Here is a 16,850-nt window from a genome sequence, read left to right as displayed (position 1 = left end):
CAGACGACATAAATGGATTGCTAGCTATCTCGTCGTGCTGGTCACAGACGACCGAGATGAATTGCTCGTTGTTTCATCGCTCCACCTCGCCGATGAACGCGAAATTGCTCGTCATTTCATCGCTTGGCGAAACAGGGTAGCGAATTATCCCAAGATAGGCCCAAGGCGCAAGTGTTTCACGCAACAAATCCCCCGACACAGACCAATTCCGCCACCGCGATTGACAAATGCCACCCCGTTCACAGAATCTGCCGGGGCTCGGGCGCATCCTGACCTGCGCAAATAAAACCATACACAACAAAGAATTGCAGTATGAAACACACAGCATTGGCGTTTGCCATCACAGCCCTGCTGACCGGGTGCAACACCTCCAGCAACGATTCACAGGCCCCCTCCGCCGCCGAGCAGGCCTATGAATACCTGGTACAACTGAGCTCCACCGCCGAGGGGATCGGCGCCAGACCCACCGGCAGCGAGGCCGAGACCCGTGCCGCCGCCTGGATCCAGGACCATCTGGCCGGCTGGGGCTACGAGGTGCAACGCCAGCCCTTCACCTACACCCAGAGCGGAACCAGCAAGGCCTCCCAGAACCTGGTCGCCGAGCTCAAGGGCAAGAGCGACAAGGTGATCCTGATCGGTGCCCACTATGACAGCACAGGCGACAAGCAGGGCTCCGAGGGGGCCACCGACAACGGTGCCGGGGTCGCAGCCCTCTTGGCGGTCGCCGAAGCGCTCAAGGGGCAGACCCTGCCCTACACGGTGCGCTTCGCCTTCTTCGGCGCCGAGGAGAACGGCCTCAACGGCTCCAAGGCCTATGCCGCCAGCCTCGACAGCGCTGCCGTTGCCAAGCTGCTGGCCATGGTGAACTACGACACCATCGCCGGGGGCGACCTTGTCTACGTTCACTCGGCCCACTCCAACGTGGCCAAGTACAAGTGTGCCGACCCGAGCCGCTACAGCTTCGATCCCAAGGTACGGGATCGCCTGCTGGCCATCTCCAAACAGACCGCCACCCCGTTTGCCATTCATCCCAGCTATGATGGCTACCCTGAGGGGGAGACCGGCGGCTGGTCCGATCATGCGCCGTTCGCCTGCCTGGGGGTGCCCGTCGCCTACGTGGAGGCCACCAACTTCACCATCAACGGGGAAGATGGCTATGACGGCTACTCCCAGACCACCAATCCGGCGCTGTGGGACTGCTACGACGAGGCCACCAAGAGCACCTGCGATCGGGGCAGCGAAACCCAGTGGGGCAAGATCTGGCATACCCAGTATGACCGCCTCGACAAGATGGCCGAGCTGTTCCCGGGCCGGGTGCAGCAGCAACTCGGTGCCAACACAGAGCTGATGCTCCGCTTCCTCAGGGAGCCGGGTCTGTAACCCTGCCATCTCGCCGCTGAACCGGGGCTTTTACGCCTCGCGGCCTTCCCCGGCCGATAAAATTCGGGCAGGTGCCAAACCTGCCCTTTTTTATCGATTTTTGTTACAGCCATTGCCTCATTTTTTAAATCTGATACAAACGGATAACTTGGCGGTCGAATGGAGCGACCGCTCACCACGCCAGAGAGAATCCTATGCAGCCCTTTTTTGCCCAGCGCTTCGAGAAGGTAGAGCCTTCCTTCATCCGCGAGATCCTCAAAGTTGCCGCCAATCCGGAGATCATCTCCTTCGCCGGCGGCCTGCCCAATCCGCACCTGTTCCCGGTCAAGGCCATCGAGCAGGCCTGCCAGGACGTGCTGCGCGAGCAGGGCGCCGCGGCCCTGCAGTATGCGGCCACCGAGGGATTCGCCCCGCTGCGCCAGTACATCGCCGACCGCTATCTGGCCCGCCACGGCATGCAGGTCAATCCGGACAACATCCTCATCACCAGCGGCTCCCAGCAGGCGCTGGATCTGCTGGGCAAGGTGCTGATCGACGAGGGACAAGACCTCATCATCGAGGAGCCTGGCTATCTTGGCGCCATCCAGGCCTTCTCCGTCTATCAACCTGCCTTCAAGCCCATCACCCTGGGTGAAGAGGGGCTGGATCTGGCGGCGCTGGATGCGCTGCTGGCAAGTGGCTCCAACGCCAAGCTGCTCTACGGCGTGCCCAACTTCCAGAACCCGAGCGGCGTTTCCTACAGCCGCGCCAACCGCGAGGCGCTGGCCGAGCGGCTGGTACGCCACGAGCTGCTGATGGTGGAAGACGACCCCTACGGCGAGCTGCGTTTCGAGGGCGAGCACCTGCCCCCCATCGCCAAGCTGGCGCCGAACAATACCGTGCTGCTCGGCTCCTTCTCCAAGACCGTCGTCCCGGCCTTCCGCCTCGGCTGGATGCTGGTGCCGGACTGGCTGCGCAAGAAGGTCACCATCGCCAAGCAGGCCACCGACCTGCACAGCAACGCCTTCAGCCAGCAAGTGCTGCACCGCTTCCTGATCGACAACTCGCTGGACGCCCACCTCGAGAAGATCAAGGAGGTCTATGGCCGCCAGCGCGCCGCCATGGAGGCCGCACTGGCCCGTCACTGCCCGCCCGGCGTCAGCTATACCCGGCCGGAAGGGGGCATGTTCCTCTGGCTGACCCTGCCCGCCAGCGTCAGCGCCATGGCGCTGTTTGACGAGGCGATCAAGGAGAAAGTGGCCTTCGTACCCGGCGCCCCTTTCTATGTGCGCCCCGAGATCCAGAACACCCTGCGCCTGAGCTTCTCCTGCGTGGATGAAGCCACCATAGAGGAGGGGGTCAAGCGTCTGTGCCGCGCCCTCGCCCGCATGCTCTGACAGGCCTCGGGATGAAAAAAAACCAGCGACCAAGGTCGCTGGTTTTTTTTTATGGGTGGCGGGCTGGCTCAGGCCTTCGCCAGCAGGGCGGCAAACTCCTTCATCGGCATCGGCCGGCCAAAGAAATAACCCTGCAGGAAGGTCACCTGACGCGCCCGCAGATAGGCGGCCTGCACCTCGTTCTCCACCCCTTCGGCCACCAGTTGCAGACCGAGCCGGGTCGCCAGATCGATGACGTTCTCGACGATATGGCTGGAGAGGGCGTCCGAGCCGATCATGCCGACAAAGCTCTGATCGATCTTGAGAAAGTCCACCTGGAACTGCTGCAGGTAGGTGAGGCTGGAGTGGCCGGTGCCGAAGTCGTCGATGGCGATGAAGACGCCCAGCTGATGCAGCTCGGCAAACAGCCGGTCGGTCGTCTCGTCCGCCACGATCAGCTCCCGCTCGGTCAGCTCCAGCACCAGCTTGACGGGGTTCTCCCGAAACGCGTTGATGAACTGGCGACAATCCTCCACCAGGCTCAGATCCTTGCAGTGACTGGCGCTGATGTTGAAGCCGAAGTGGAACCCTCTGGGCAGGCTGTGCACTCGGCCTGCGAACTGTTCGCGCACCTGCTCCATCAGCAGGCGGGTCATGGGCACGATGAGGCCGCTGTCTTCAGCCAGCGGGATGAAGCGATCCGGCGAGATGAGGCCCTGGCGCGGATGCTGCCAGCGCATCAGCACCTCGCAGCCGCTCCAGTGGGCATCGTCACCAGTCACTACCGGCTGCAGGTAGGGGATGAACTCCCGCTGATCCAGCGCCCGCCGCAGCTCCTGGGAGGGAGAAGTCGAGCGGCCGGTCAGCCAGTAGACCAGACAGCCCACCACCAGCCCCAGCAGGGGATAGATGATGAGGCTGGCGCGGGAGTAGGTCCAGATGTGGCTGCCGTACTCGTCATAGGAGAGCTCGGTGACGACCCGAAACGGGTACTTGCCGGAGACCTGCTCCAGCGAGCCCAGCACCATGGGCGGCACCTCGTCATGGATCTGGCCGTTGGCCAGCATGCTCTGCGCCCCGATCACCAGGGTCAGCGGCGAGTTGCGGCTGAGCATGTCGAGGATGTTGTGCAGATAGTAACCGTCGACTCCGACCAGCACGCTGTACTCCCCCACCGGCTGGCGATAGACCACCAGAGGCCGATCCGGGGTCACCGGGTTGCCCCGCATCAGATCCAGCTGGCCGTTGGCGTAGTCGGCCAGCTTGAAGGGACCATGATAGGAGCCATAGAGCGAGGTGCAGTAGACCACTTCCCCCCTGGCCAGGTTGACGGTGCGCACGTCCGGTATGGTGGCCACCTGATCCCGCAGCCCCTGCACCACCTCCTCGCAGGGACGCCCGACGCTGCCCTCTACCATGGCGGCCGCCTGGTGAGCGTGATCCAGGGTGCGCTCCAGCATGTTGCGAGCATGGAGCAGGCGCTCTTCGGCATCCTGTTTCATGCCGGCAAAGGTCTGCCAGGAGACGATCAGCACGCCGAGCAGCAGGGGCAGCAGGCCGGTCAGCAGTGCCGCCCCCAGCCGGGTATAAAACTGGCGCAACCTCAAACGACGAAACGGCATACTCCCCCTCGCAGCAACGGTGAAAAGGCGGACGAGTCTACTCCTATCCCCTTTCCTGACAAGCATCTTCTGATGCATTGGACAACAGGGCAAGGCGCCCCGTCAGGGCAGGCGACATGACAGCTTACACCCTGGGTGAGTGCCGCCCACGTCTGCAGTGACGATTATAATCTTTGCAAAAACAGTTGCTTGTTCATCTTGCGCAGGCCCACTAGAGTAGAGCCAACAGCGTCAGGGAGTCTGGATATGAAAATATTGATCACGGGCGGGACGGGCTTTATAGGTCGCCGCCTGGTGGCCCACCTCAAGGTGGCGCACGAGGTGCTGGTGCTGACCCGCCAGGGCAGCCGCGCCTACGATCTGCTCGGCCACGACGTCAAGCTGATCGACACCCTGGACCGGCTCGACAACCTCAACGACGTGGATGCGGTCATCAACCTGGCGGGAGAGCCCATCGCCGCCGGCCGCTGGAGCGAGCGGCGCAAGCAGCAACTCTGCGACAGCCGCTGGCTGCTGACCGAACAGCTGGTCGATCTCATCAAGCTCTCCGACACCCCGCCCAGGGTGCTGATCAACGCCTCCGCCATCGGCTGGTATGGCCGCCAGGGCGATGAGCCGCTGGACGAGCAGTGCCAGACCCCTCACGACGAATTCACCCATCAGCTCTGCCAGCAGTGGGAAACCCTGGCCCGCGAGGCCCGCAGCAAGCATACCCGGGTCTGCATCGTGCGCATCGGGCTGGTGCTCGGCACCGACGGCGGCGCCCTGCCCAGGATGCTGCCTCCCTATCGCCTCGGCCTCGGCGGCCCCATGGGCACGGGAAACCAGATCATGAGCTGGATCCACATTCAGGATCTGGTGCGCGCCATCCTGTTCCTGCTGGATCACGAGAAGTGCGACGGCCTGTTCAACGGCACAGCGCCGCAGCCGGTCAGCAACCGCGAGTTCAGCCAGACTCTGGCCGGCACCCTGCACCGGCCGCACCTCTTCTTCGTGCCAGCCCCCCTGTTGCAGCTGCTGATGGGCGAGGCGGCCGATCTGCTGCTCACCGGCCAGAGGGTGCTGCCGACCCGTCTGCAGCAGGCCGGCTTCCACTTCACCTACCCGGAGCTGCCCCAGGCCCTTGCCAATCTGCTCAGCACTCCCCGCTGACCGGGCTCTTCAGCCAACCGGATAACAATCAGCCCGGCCATTGGCCGGGCTGATTGTTGTTGTGCCTCGCGGCATCCGCGCAGGATCTGGTGCTCAGAGCAGGCCCTGCCCCAGTCCCCGCAGCCGATCGCTCAGGGTGCCCGCCAGCAGCTGGCGCTGCATGCCCTGCCCGGCCAGCGTCACCAACACGGCACCCAGCAACGGCAGACCGGCCCAGATGGCCCAGTGGAACTGCCACTGCCCCTCGAACCACCACCACTGCAGGCCGAGGGAGCAGAGCTCGACCACCATGGCGGCGCACAGCCCCGCCAGCAGGCCGCTGGCAACCAGCTCCCAGCGCAGCATCTTCCTGAGCAGCTCGCTGCCGGCCCCCAGGGTGCGCATCAGCAGCAGCTCCCGGCGCCGGTGGGCCATGCTGGCCTGGGTCTGGGTCAGCAGCACCAGCAGCGCCGCCACCGTCACCAGCCCCAGCATCAGCCCCAGCGCCCGGCTCACCTGATCCGACACCGCCGTCAACCGCACGATCAAATCGTCCACGTCGATCAGGCTCACCGTGGGGTGCCGGCGGATCAGCTCCACCTCGGCCACCCGCCCCTGCTCCGGCAGACGATAGCTGCCGAGCCAGGTCTGGGAGAAGGGAGCCAGCACGTCGGGCGAGAAGATCATGTAGAAGTTGGGGCGCATGTTGTCCCACTTGATGGCCCGCAGGCTGGTCACCTTCGCCTTGAAGCTGCGCCCCTCGATGGTAAAGCCCAGGGTGTCGCCGAGGGCGATGTCGAGCCGCTTGGCCAGATCCTTGTCTACCGATACCTGGCCGGGGCCGTCCAGCCAGCGTCCTGCGGTCAGGGTATTGTCCGGCGGCAGGGTGGCGGTGGTAGTGAAGTTGAGCTCGCGATTGACCCCCTCGCGGCCATCTTCATCCGTGTCGCGCACCGCCTCGCTGGCGATGCTGACCAGCCGGCCACGCACCATGGGGTAGAAGTCCGAAGTCACGGCCCCCGCCTGGCGCAGATCGGCCAGGATCCCCTCCCGCTCCCCGTCTGCCACGTTGACCAGGAAACGGTTGGGGGCATCCGCCGGCAGCCGGGACGAAAACTCGCCGAGCAGGTCGACCCGCGCCGCCCACAACAGACCGAACAGCATGAGTGCCAGCGCAAAGCCCGCCAGCTGGAACAGACCGCTGCCCCGCTCGCGGGAGAGGTGGCTGATGGCCAGCCGCAGCGCGTGAGGGCCCTGTACCCGGCGACCCAGTCGCAGCAACAAGGAGGCGATCACTGCCAGCAGCCCCATCAGCAGACCCATGCCGCCGATCAGCCCCAACGCCAGGGTCGCATCGGCGGTGAAGCCCCACACCAGCCCAAACAGGCCGAGCAGCGCCACCGGCAGCGCCAGCCAGGGCGGGATCCCCGCCTCCAGCTCGCGGCGCAGCACCCGCAGCGGCGGCACCTTGAGCAGGCGCAGGAAGGGCACGAAGGCCAGCAGCAGGGTGATGAAGAAGGCCACTGCCAGCCCCAGCGCAAAGGGGCGCCACGACGGCGGCGGCAGATCGGCCGGCAGCAGGTTGCCCAGCAGATGCAGGGTCAGCCACTGCATGGCGCTGCCCGCCACCAGACCGAGCAGGGCGCCGACCAGGGTCAGCGACAGCAGCAGGGTGCCCATCAGTTGCCAAAGCGTGCGCCGCGACGCGCCGAGCGTCTTGAGCAGCGCCACCATGTTGGTCTGGCGCTCGGCGAAGTGACGGACCGCGATGCCCATGGCCAGCGCTCCCAGCAGCACCCCGGCCAGGGAGGCGAGCCGGAAGAAGCGTTCGGCATTGGCCAGCGAGCGGCCTACCTGAGAGCCCTGGTCATCCGGCTTGATCAGCTTCTGCCCCGCCTTGAGCCTGGGTTTGAGCCAGCGTTCATACTCGGCCACCTGCTCGCGGGTGCCCTTGAACAGGTAGCGCCACTGCTGGCGGCTGCCCGGCAGCAGGGCGCCGGTCGCCTCCACATCGGCGCTGTGGATCAACGCCCTCGGCGCCAGCAGGAAGGGACTGAAGCCCTGATCCGGCTCCTGACCCAGCACTCCCGCCACCTTGAGCACCGTATTGCCTACTTCCAGCTCATCCCCCGGCTTGGCCGCCAGCAGCTGCATCACCCGGGCGGAGAGCCAGATCTCGCCGGGTGCCGGTGCCCGCTGGGGGGTCAACTCCAGTTTGCCGTAGAAGGGGAAATCCTCAGGCACGGCGCGGATAGAGGCCAGCTGCAGGGCATCCCCATGAAACAGCATGCTGTTGAAGCTGACCGTGGTCTGCACCGCCAGACCCGTTTTGACCGCCTGTTCGAGCCAGCCGGCCGGCGCCGGCGTGGCCGAACGCAGCGCCCGGTCGGCACCGATAAAGTCCCGCCCCGAGGCTTTGAGCCCGGCATCCAGCCGATCCGCCACCAGGGCCACGCTCAGCACACAGGCCACGCTCAGCGCCAGCGCCAGCACGAACCAGCGCAGTTCGCCGTTGAATCCTTCGCGCCGCAACAGGCGCAATCCCAGTCGCCACTGACTCATCACAGCTCCCTGACTCTTGCTGCAGAGGCGTCTTCGGATGCTGACACAGCCGCCTCCAGTTGCCCCGCCGTCATCACCAGCTGCCGCTGGCAACGCCGGGCCAGGTCGTGATCATGGGTCACCACCACGAGCGTGGTGCCGTGCTCGCGGTTGAGCTCGAACAGCAGTTCGATCACCCGCTCCCCGGTCTTGCTGTCGAGGTTGCCGGTGGGCTCATCGGCCAGCAGCAGGCTGGGCCTCGTCATGAAGGCGCGGGCGATGGCCACCCGCTGCTGCTCGCCGCCGGAGAGACGCGGCGGCAGATGGTGCAGCCGTTCATTGAGGCCGACCGCCGCCAGCAACTCGCGAGCCCGCGGCTCGCAGCGGGTCTCGCCGCGCAGCTCGGCGGGCAGCATGACGTTCTCCAGCGCGCTCAGGGTGGGCAGCAGCAGGAAGGACTGGAAGATGAACCCCACCTGCTCGGCCCGCAGCCTGGCACGCCCCTCCTCGTCCAGTTGAAGCAGCGACTGGCCGAGGATCTCGATATCCCCCTGGCTAGGCAGATCCAGCCCGGCCAGCAGCCCCAGCAGGGTGGACTTGCCGGAGCCGGAGGCACCGACCAGCGCCACCGTTTCGCCGCTATTGACTTGCAGGTTGATCCCTTCAAGGATGGTGAGGCTTTCCTGGCCCAGGCGCACTGTCTTGCCCAGGCCCTTGACGTTGATAATGGGAGTTGAATTCATGACGCGTTTCCTGTTTGCCTTGTGCTGCCTGGTGTCATCGGTGCAGGCCCAGACCCTGCTGGTGCTGGGCGACAGCCTGAGTGCGGGTTATCAGATGCCGGCGGAGCAGAGCTGGCCTGCCCTGCTCAATCAGAAATGGCAGCAGCAGGGGGGTAAACATCAGCTTATCAATGCCAGCATCAGTGGTGAAACTACGCAAGGGGCGCTGGCCAGATTACCCGCCCTGCTCAAGGAACATCAACCGGACTGGGTGCTGATCGAACTGGGTGGCAACGATGGGCTACGCGGGTTCGCCCCCGCCATCACCCGGGACAACCTGGCCAAGATGGTGGCCCTGACCAAGGCGCAGCAGATCAACACCGTATTGACCCAGATCCAGCTGCCCCGCAACTACGGCGCCCGCTACCTGCGCCAGTTCGAGCAGATCTTCCCGGAACTGGCCAGCGCCAACCAGCTGCCGCTGATGCCCTTCTTCATGGATGATATTGCGCTGCGCCCTGAACTCATGATGAACGATGGCATCCACCCCACCGCCGCCGCCCAGCCGCAGATCCGCGACCGGGTGGCCAGCTTCATCGAGCCGCTGCTGACCCAATGAGTCTGCCATGGCGCCTCGTCCGCCATCCGGGTCTAACGGCCCAATAAAAAATCCCGCCTTGGCGGGATTTTTTATTGCTCCTGAATCAGCGCTCCAGGATCTGACGCAGCCGCTCCTGAGCCACGCCAACCAGCAAGTCTGGCTGGAACTTGGAGATGAAGCGATCGCAGCCCACCTTCTTGACCATGGCCTCGTTGAAGTTGCCGCTCAAAGAGGTGTTGAGGGTGATGAAGAGATCGGACATGCGGGCATCGCTGCGAATTTCGTGGGTCAGCCGGTAGCCGTCCATCTCCGGCATCTCGGCATCGGTGATCATCAGCAGGATCTCGTCGGTCACCTTCTTGCCCGCATCGCACCACCCCTTGAGCAGATTGAGCGCCTGCAGCCCATCCTGGCATTCGATCACCTCCAGCCCCAGCTGGCCCAGGGTCTCGCGCACCAGGTTGCGGGCCGTGCTGGAGTCGTCGACGATGAGCACCTTGCGGCCATGCATTTCCGGCAGAATATCCCGATCCAGCACCTCTTCCGAGATGCGGATGTCGTAGGTGATGATCTCGGCCAGCACCTTCTCCACGTCGATGATCTCGACGATCTGGTCGACACCGTCCTCCGGAATGCGGGTGATGGCGGTCAGGTAGTTCGCCCGCCCGGCCGAACGCGGTGGCGGCAGTATGTCCTTCCAGGTCATGTTGACGATGTTGGCCACCTGGCCGACCAGAAAGCCCTGAATGGTGCGGTTGTACTCGGTGATGATGAGGTTGGATTCGGCATCGATGGGCATGGGGCGCATGCCGATGGCACTGCGCAGATTGATCACCGGAATGGAGGTGCCACGGATGTTGGCCACCCCGCTGATGTTGTGGTGTGCACCGGGCATCTTGTTGAGGTGAGGCAGCTTGACTACTTCCCGTACTTTGAACACGTTGATCGCAAACAGCTGCTGGGATCCCAAACGGAACATCAACAGCTCCAGGCGGTTCTCCCCTACCAACTGGGTACGCTGATCCACCGAATCCAATATGCTCGCCATATAAAGCCCTTACGTCCGTTGCCCGAGTCTCGCCATAGTATAGAAGGGTCAGAATCCCAACACGACCCGTATTCTTATCCTATGTCGGCCAGATGATGGCTGAACTTGATTAAAAAAAGCGAGACTCCGCTCGCGCCCATGCTCTCTTCAAACCTGTCAGTAGTCATTCACGAAAATACCCGCACCTGGCGCACGATTACTCCCTTTGGGGATAAGCTGAAAGCCAGCCCGGTATCGCCATCCATAAAAAAAGCGGCAGATTGCTCTGCCGCTTTTTGCCTGGGGTCGACCGGATTACTTGTCGATATCCAGCATGTTGTTGTTGAGCATGTAGTCGATCACCTGAGACGAGGTGGCCGCCGCACTGCCGGTGAGGCTGTCGAACGTGTGGTTCATCAGCACTATCTCCTGGGTCACGGGGGCAGCGCTGCTCTCCTTGACCTGCAGATGCACCCCTTCGCTATCCTGGAAGACCGAGAGCAGGCTCTTCAGATCGTTCTGGTTGCGAGAACCGTCGTGATCCAGCAGGTCGCTCAGATCCAGCTTGTCACCCTCCGCCTTGGAGAAGTCGACCACGTAGTCCTTGGCCACGCTGCCCGCAGCTGTATCGCCCTGCAGCCAGGTGAAGGTATCGGCACCGCCATCCCCCTTGAGGATGTCATTGCCAAGCCCGCCGACCAGGATGTCATTGCCCAGACCACCGCTCAGGGTATCGTCGCCGATGCCGCCAAACAGGGTGTCGTTGCCGCTGCCACCGTACAGGGTATCGTTGCCGCTCTCGCCATACAGGGTGTCGTTGCCGGCACCACCGAACAGGATGTCGTTGCCAGCCCCGCCGAACAGGAAGTCATCGCCCCCCTGACCAAACAGGATGTCGTTGCCATCGCCGCCGATCAGCACGTCCGCCTTGTCGTTGCTGGAGGACTGATCAAACTCGCTGGCATGGTCCGTGATGTAGTCATGGACCTGGGCATCGGTCACCGAGCCTGCGCTCAGCTTGCCGGCCACATACTGCTTGATGGCCGCGTAGCCTTCACCGTTGATACCGGCAAAGTGGATGGCATCACCGAACAGGATGTCGTCACCGGCACCGCCGTCGATCCGGTCGCTGCCCGGCAGGTTGTTCACCGAGGTACCCAGAATGGCGTTAGCCAGGTCGTTGGCGTTGACACCGGTCATGATGACACCGTCAGAGTCGTATGACTTGAGATCGTTGTAGGAGATGTTGGCTCCCAGCCCGATCGCTTCTACCGTAACCCCCATCCCAGTAAGCAGCCCAAAACCTGCTACCGAGTTATTGATGGTTGAGCTGGAGGTAGTGCTGCCATCACCATCCAGTGTTGAGTAGGTATATCCCCCCCTGCCATCCGGACGCATAAAACCGATCGGGTTGTTGTATCTACCATCGGCATACACTCGGCCCGCGCTGTCGATGATGGTGTAACCATTGGAGCTATACACCCGGCCCGGAATATAGGTGCCACCAAGCAGACTGTTGAGATAGACGTCATAGCTGCTGCCTGAGAAATTCAATACTCTCGGGTTGGAGCCTTCGCTACCGAGGTAATAAGTCGGCTGACCATCGGTAATGAAGTAGGTCAGGTTCTTGGCATTACTGTTACTTTGAGCCGTAGAACTACTGAACCAGTTGGCAACCGTCTTGAACACATCTTCATAATTGGTCCCCCCCCCGCTACTCATCGAGTCAATGACAGACTGCAGCTGACTCAAGGCATTGCTGTCCTTCAGGTTCACACTAATACTGGCGTTCGACAGGGCATCAAAGTCAACCAGCATGATGTTGACTGTACCAGCCCCCTCGCTGCCTGCGCTCGCCTTGAGGCTGGAGAAAATCTGCGCCAGCTGACTCTTGATGGTGTTCATGGCACTGGTGCCGATACTGCCCGAGCTGTCGACCATAAAGGCGATGTTGTAGTTCTGGCCCGGCAGCACCACGCTGCCATCCAGATCCCCGACCACGATATTGTGTTCGCTGCCGTAGGTACGGTTCTGATCGCCCGGCTCCCCTTCGGTAGAGAGGAAGTAGCTCATGCGGATCGAATCCTGATCCGATGCGCTGCTGGTCTGATCGGTCGCCACTTCCTTGGCGATGGCTTCGACCTTGAGGTCGAACTGGCCGGCACTGCTGCCCGGCACCCGCAGGGTCAGACCGGTCAGTTTGACGTCCAGCGCGCTCTGGTTCCACAGACCGGTCAGCGTCAGCTTGCCATCGGCCCCCACAGTGCCAAGCACGGTGGAGCCCTGATACAGCGTCGACCCCGTCGGCATGCCGGTCAGCACCAGGCTGTCGAACTGCTCGCTGCCATCCCGGTCGGTCAGGGAGGCGCTGATCTCGAGCGGATAATCCACCACGCTGGGCGGTACCGCCGTCAGGGTGCCGTCGGTCTGGTTGAACTGGTAGATGCCGTCATCAAACTGCACCAGCTCGATGTCGTAGAGCGACTTGCTGATGGTGACGCCGTTCTCCTTGACCAGGAAGTTGAAACCGCCGTCACTTCTGCGCTCGATGACATAGTTGGCGCGCGACCCCATCAGCACGGCCAGGTCGGTCCCGGCGCCGCCATACAGGGTGTCGCCACCCAGCCCGGCCACCAGAATGTCGTTGCCGGTACCGCCGTCGAGGGTGTCACCTGAGGTGGAGTTGCCACCAACCAGCACATCATTGCCTGCACCGCCGACGAAGTAATCTCCGCCGCCCTTGACGCTGACGATGTAGTCGTTGCCGCTGGTACCCACCACGCTGTCTTGAGTGGTGGTGCTGTCGGTAAAGCTGCTGGTGATGCCAAAGCTGCCCTTGTTGAAGTTGCCGCTCTGGAACGCCCCGGTGGAGATGCCGGACGACGGGTACTGGCTATAGAGCGGTACACCGTTGCCGGTCAGGCTGATGTCGACCACCGGCTTGTCCGCCACCGCCGCTATATCGATCACCAGCTTGCCGCTGTTGCTCAGGTTGGCGCCGTCGCTGATCTGGTAACCAAAGCTGGCGTAGTCGCCCTGCAGGTTGCCGGTCACGACGCCATTGCCGTTGCTGGCATTGGTGCTCGACTCGTTGAGGCCCGGCACGAAGCGCAGGTGACCGCTGTCGATATCGGCGTAGGAGACAAGATCCCCCACCTTCACCGCAATCCACTGGCCGGCTGCGTTCAGGTACTCCAGCTTGCCGTTCAGCGGCAGGGTATTGATCTGCACGCTCAGGTCGGAGGCTGCCTGATCATCGCTGGCACCAAACTGGGCCCACTTCAGCACCAGCGGCGTATCTTCCTTGCCGGCACTGTAACCACCAGTGGTCACCGGCGCACGATCGTTGTCGATGATGGTACCGGTGCCGTTCTGGCCGCCAACGGTCACGGTCAGGGTTTCATTCGCCTCGACCAGACGATCGTCCACTGTCGGGATGGTCACAGTAAAGCCCGACACCCCGGCCGGCACCGTGATCTTGCCGGTAGTGCTGTTGTAGGTCACCCCGTTGCTGAACTGGGCGGTGCCCCAATCAAGGCTGGAGGCCGGATTGGCGCCGCTGCCCTTGATGTTGAAGTCATACTGGGTCGCTTCCTGGGTCGCATCCGACAGCGTTACCGTGTGCAGCAGGTTGCCACCCTCGGTCGCGCTCTCGCTGGAGACCGACTGCACGATGGGCGTAAACAGCGGTTTGGTTGCGAAAGAGCCCAGGCTGTAGTCGCCGTCGCCATCCACCACCTTGACCTGGAAGTCGATGTCGCCATCGCCCAGCGGCTTGGACATGTTCTGATACTGGAAGAACTCCCACTTGCCGGTGGCCGGGGTAAATTCCAGACGGAACACCAGGGTGCCATCGCTGGCCGTGCCGATCAGGGTATTGGCCGATTCCATCGAGGTGGTGATCAGTTTGCCGGTCGCCGTGGTCAGCCCGGTCTCGGTAGAACCGACCAGCTGCATGTAGCCCTTGCCGTCGGCGCCCCACTGCGGGGTAACCGTACCGGAACCGTAGGCGATGGCCGGTGCCGTGGTCGCCCCGAGGAACTCGATGCTCTTCACGGTGAAGTCGCTGTTGTCTGCGTAGAGGCCGTTACCATTGTTGGTGGCCTTGATGACCATGGTATCGAAGCCACCCTGCTGCACCTGGAAGTTGCCGGCATAGTCGCCACCCGCCGCGTTGGAGCTGAAGGTCTGGGTACCGATCAGCACGCCGCCGCGGTAGAACTCGACCACCCCGCTCTCCAGCTCGCCACCGAACATCTGGCTGAACTTGATGTTGGCGCCATAGGCCACCTTGCCCGCATCCAGCTTGATGATCAGCTGCTCGGATGCCGAAGTGCCGTCTGCGAAGTGGCGGAAGTCCACCTCGTTGGCGAGGTTGTGGTTCGGTGAACCAACGCTGGAAACCCCCAGGCCGGCGCTGGAACCGTTGACATTGGCCGTCGTCAGGGCCGAGTTGGTCGACGAGGTAAAGCCCAGCGCCGTGATGCTGAAGCCGCTCACATTCAGGGTCGTCTGGTTGCTGCCACTGTATTTGGTCAGATCAAACAGGCCGGTCAGAGTATCCGGGATGTTGGTCTTGATGACAGAGACGGCCGCCATGTCGCCAGCCACCGGTGAGTCGTCCTCGACCGAAATGGGCAGGCTGCCGGTGGTGGTGGTCTTGCCATCCGATACGGTCACACCGATCTGGAAGTTGAGTACGTCTTCACTGCCCTTGACCGGATGATCCAGCGGGGCCTTGAGCGTCACGTCGTAGCTCCAGTCGCCCTTGCCGTTGCCGGCAGGTGCGGTCAGCTTCACATCCATGACCGCCTTGTAATCGGCGCCGCCCGGAGTGCCGGTATAACCGGTCAACACCTTGGTAGCGGCATTCCAGCTCCACTGCACCGCGGCACCGCCAGCCGTCAGGCCAGCCGGCCCGTTCAGGCTGATGGTGAGGGTATCCTGGCTGTCAACATCGCCGACCGTGATCTTGCCGCTGGCGGCCACGCTGTCGGTGGTATCGCTGCTGCCTGCCGTGTCGGCAATGCCGCCGGCCAGCCCCTCTTCGGAGACCACGGCCCCCTTGTCGATACTCAGGGTCGGTGCGTCGTTGGTGCCGGTGATGGTGACCGAGGCGGTATGGCTGGTGCCATCCACGGACTCGACCACAAAGGTCTCGACCTTGGTCTCGCCCTCGCCCAGGTACTGCACCTTGCTGTTGTCAACGTTGTAGTTCCAGGTACCGCCTTCGGTGATGGTCAGGCTGCCCAGTGCACCGGCACTCGGGGTGCCGTTGCCGGCCACGAACTTGGCCTGACCCTGGTCTGCATCGCTGATGGTCAGCACGCCGCTGTCGCTCAGCTTGCCGCCGACCACGTTCAGATCTTCGGTCACTGCACCCAGGTCATCCCCCGCAACCACAGCGCTGTCGTTGACGCCAGTGATGGTGATGGTGACGGTGTGGGTGGTGCCATCCACGGACTCGACCACAAAGGTCTCGACCTTGGTCTCGCCTTCACCCAGGTACTGCACCTTGCTGTTGTCGACGTTGTAGGTCCAGGCGCCGGTCTCGGTGATGGTCAGGCTGCCCAGCGCGCCAGTGCTGGCCACGCCGTTGCCGGCCACAAACTTGGCTTCGTCGGCGCCGTCCACGTCGGTCACGGTCAGGGTGCCGGTCTCGGTCAGGGTCGGGTTGCTCTCGTCTTCCACCACGTTGCCGGAGTCAGTGCCACCAATGACGGCAGCGTCGTTCACGCCGGTGATGGTGATGGTGACGGTATGGGTAGTGCCATCGACAGACTCGACCACAAAGGTCTCGACCTTGGTCTCGCCTTCACCCAGGTACTGCACCTTGCTGTTGTCGACGTTGTAGGTCCAGGCGCCGCCTTCGGTGATGGTCAGGCTGCCCAGCGCGCCAGTGCTGGCCACGCCGTTGCCGGCCACAAACTTGGCCTCGTCGGCGCCGTCCACATCGGTCACGGTCAGGGTACCGGTCTCGGTCAGGGTCGGGTTGGTCTCGTCTTCCACCACGTTGCCGCTGTCGACACCACCAATGACGGCGCTGTCGTTCACGCCGGTGATGGTGATGGTGACGGTGTGGGTAGTGCCATCCACGGACTCGACCACAAAGGTCTCGACCTTGGTCTCACCCTCGCCCAGGTACTGCACCTTGCTGTTGTCGACGTTGTAGGTCCAGGCGCCGCCTTCGGTGATGGAGAGGCTGCCCAGTGCGCCCGCGCTCGGAGTGCCGTTGCCGGCCACAAACTTGGCTTCGTCCGCCCCGTCCACGTCGGTCACGCTCAGGGTGCCGCTCTCGGTCAGGGTCGGGTTGGTCTCGTCTTCCACCACGTTGCCGCTGTCGACACCACCAATGACGGCGCTGTCGTTTACACCAGTGATGGTGATGGTCACGGTATGGGTAGTGCCATCGACAGACTCGACCACAAAGGTCTCGACCTTGGTCTCGCCTTCGCCCAGGTACTGCACCTT

Annotated in this window: 9 protein-coding genes; 4 read left to right on the top strand and 5 right to left on the bottom strand. The window is 63.1% G+C overall.

Features of this window, described 5'->3' with window-relative positions; all coding sequences use genetic code 11:
• Positions 1 to 312 precede the first annotated feature (312 nt).
• Positions 313 to 1,380 carry a M28 family metallopeptidase gene (locus AB5Y94_RS11425; protein ID WP_368205549.1) on the top strand — a complete coding sequence of 356 codons (1,068 nt, stop codon included), beginning with the start codon at positions 313 to 315 and terminating at the stop codon, positions 1,378 to 1,380.
• Between the two features lie 194 nt (positions 1,381 to 1,574).
• Complete coding sequence (locus tag AB5Y94_RS11420) at positions 1,575 to 2,756, top strand: PLP-dependent aminotransferase family protein (protein ID WP_005297787.1); 1,182 nt, start codon at positions 1,575 to 1,577, stop codon at positions 2,754 to 2,756.
• 68 nt (positions 2,757 to 2,824) lie between these two features.
• Here the strand turns inward: AB5Y94_RS11420 and AB5Y94_RS11415 are convergent, their stop codons facing one another.
• Complete coding sequence (locus AB5Y94_RS11415) at positions 2,825 to 4,357, bottom strand: EAL domain-containing protein (protein WP_368205548.1); 1,533 nt, start codon at positions 4,355 to 4,357, stop codon at positions 2,825 to 2,827.
• Between the two features lie 246 nt (positions 4,358 to 4,603).
• Here AB5Y94_RS11415 and AB5Y94_RS11410 point away from each other — a divergent pair, with 246 nt between their 5' ends.
• Positions 4,604 to 5,509, top strand: coding sequence for a TIGR01777 family oxidoreductase (locus AB5Y94_RS11410; RefSeq protein ID WP_368205547.1), 906 nt, complete (start codon positions 4,604 to 4,606; stop codon positions 5,507 to 5,509).
• 93 nt (positions 5,510 to 5,602) lie between these two features.
• On the opposite strand, the gene AB5Y94_RS11405 is transcribed toward AB5Y94_RS11410, so the two are convergent.
• Together AB5Y94_RS11405 and AB5Y94_RS11400 are read right to left on the bottom strand one after the other, a co-directional pair.
• Positions 5,603 to 8,050 carry an ABC transporter permease gene (locus AB5Y94_RS11405; protein WP_368205546.1) on the bottom strand — a complete coding sequence of 816 codons (2,448 nt, stop codon included), beginning with the start codon at positions 8,048 to 8,050 and terminating at the stop codon, positions 5,603 to 5,605.
• Positions 8,050 to 8,772, bottom strand: a complete 723-nt coding sequence (locus AB5Y94_RS11400) for an ABC transporter ATP-binding protein (RefSeq protein WP_368205545.1) — start codon at positions 8,770 to 8,772, stop codon at positions 8,050 to 8,052. The genes AB5Y94_RS11405 and AB5Y94_RS11400 overlap by 1 nt, the downstream gene beginning before the upstream one ends.
• On the opposite strand from AB5Y94_RS11400, the gene AB5Y94_RS11395 reads away from it, so the two are divergent.
• Complete coding sequence (locus AB5Y94_RS11395; protein WP_017763955.1) at positions 8,771 to 9,370, top strand: arylesterase; 600 nt, start codon at positions 8,771 to 8,773, stop codon at positions 9,368 to 9,370. The genes AB5Y94_RS11400 and AB5Y94_RS11395 overlap by 2 nt on opposite strands.
• Before the next feature lie 85 nt (positions 9,371 to 9,455).
• Here AB5Y94_RS11395 and AB5Y94_RS11390 read toward each other — a convergent pair whose 3' ends face one another.
• Both AB5Y94_RS11390 and AB5Y94_RS11385 read right to left on the bottom strand, forming a co-directional pair.
• The gene (locus AB5Y94_RS11390) at positions 9,456 to 10,400 is read right to left on the bottom strand and encodes a chemotaxis protein CheV (protein WP_005297781.1); all 945 of its coding nucleotides are present in this window, start codon (positions 10,398 to 10,400) and stop codon (positions 9,456 to 9,458) included.
• 294 nt (positions 10,401 to 10,694) lie between these two features.
• Positions 10,695 to 16,850: VCBS domain-containing protein (locus AB5Y94_RS11385; RefSeq protein WP_368205544.1), on the bottom strand; the 6,156-nt coding region annotated here is incomplete at its 5' end.

Origin of the sequence: Aeromonas sp. s5 (genome assembly GCF_040907865.1) — a bacterium.
Taxonomy (GTDB): domain Bacteria; phylum Pseudomonadota; class Gammaproteobacteria; order Enterobacterales; family Aeromonadaceae; genus Aeromonas; species Aeromonas dhakensis.
Note: the sequence above shows the minus strand (reverse complement) of the source record. Positions and strands in the feature narration are given on the sequence as shown.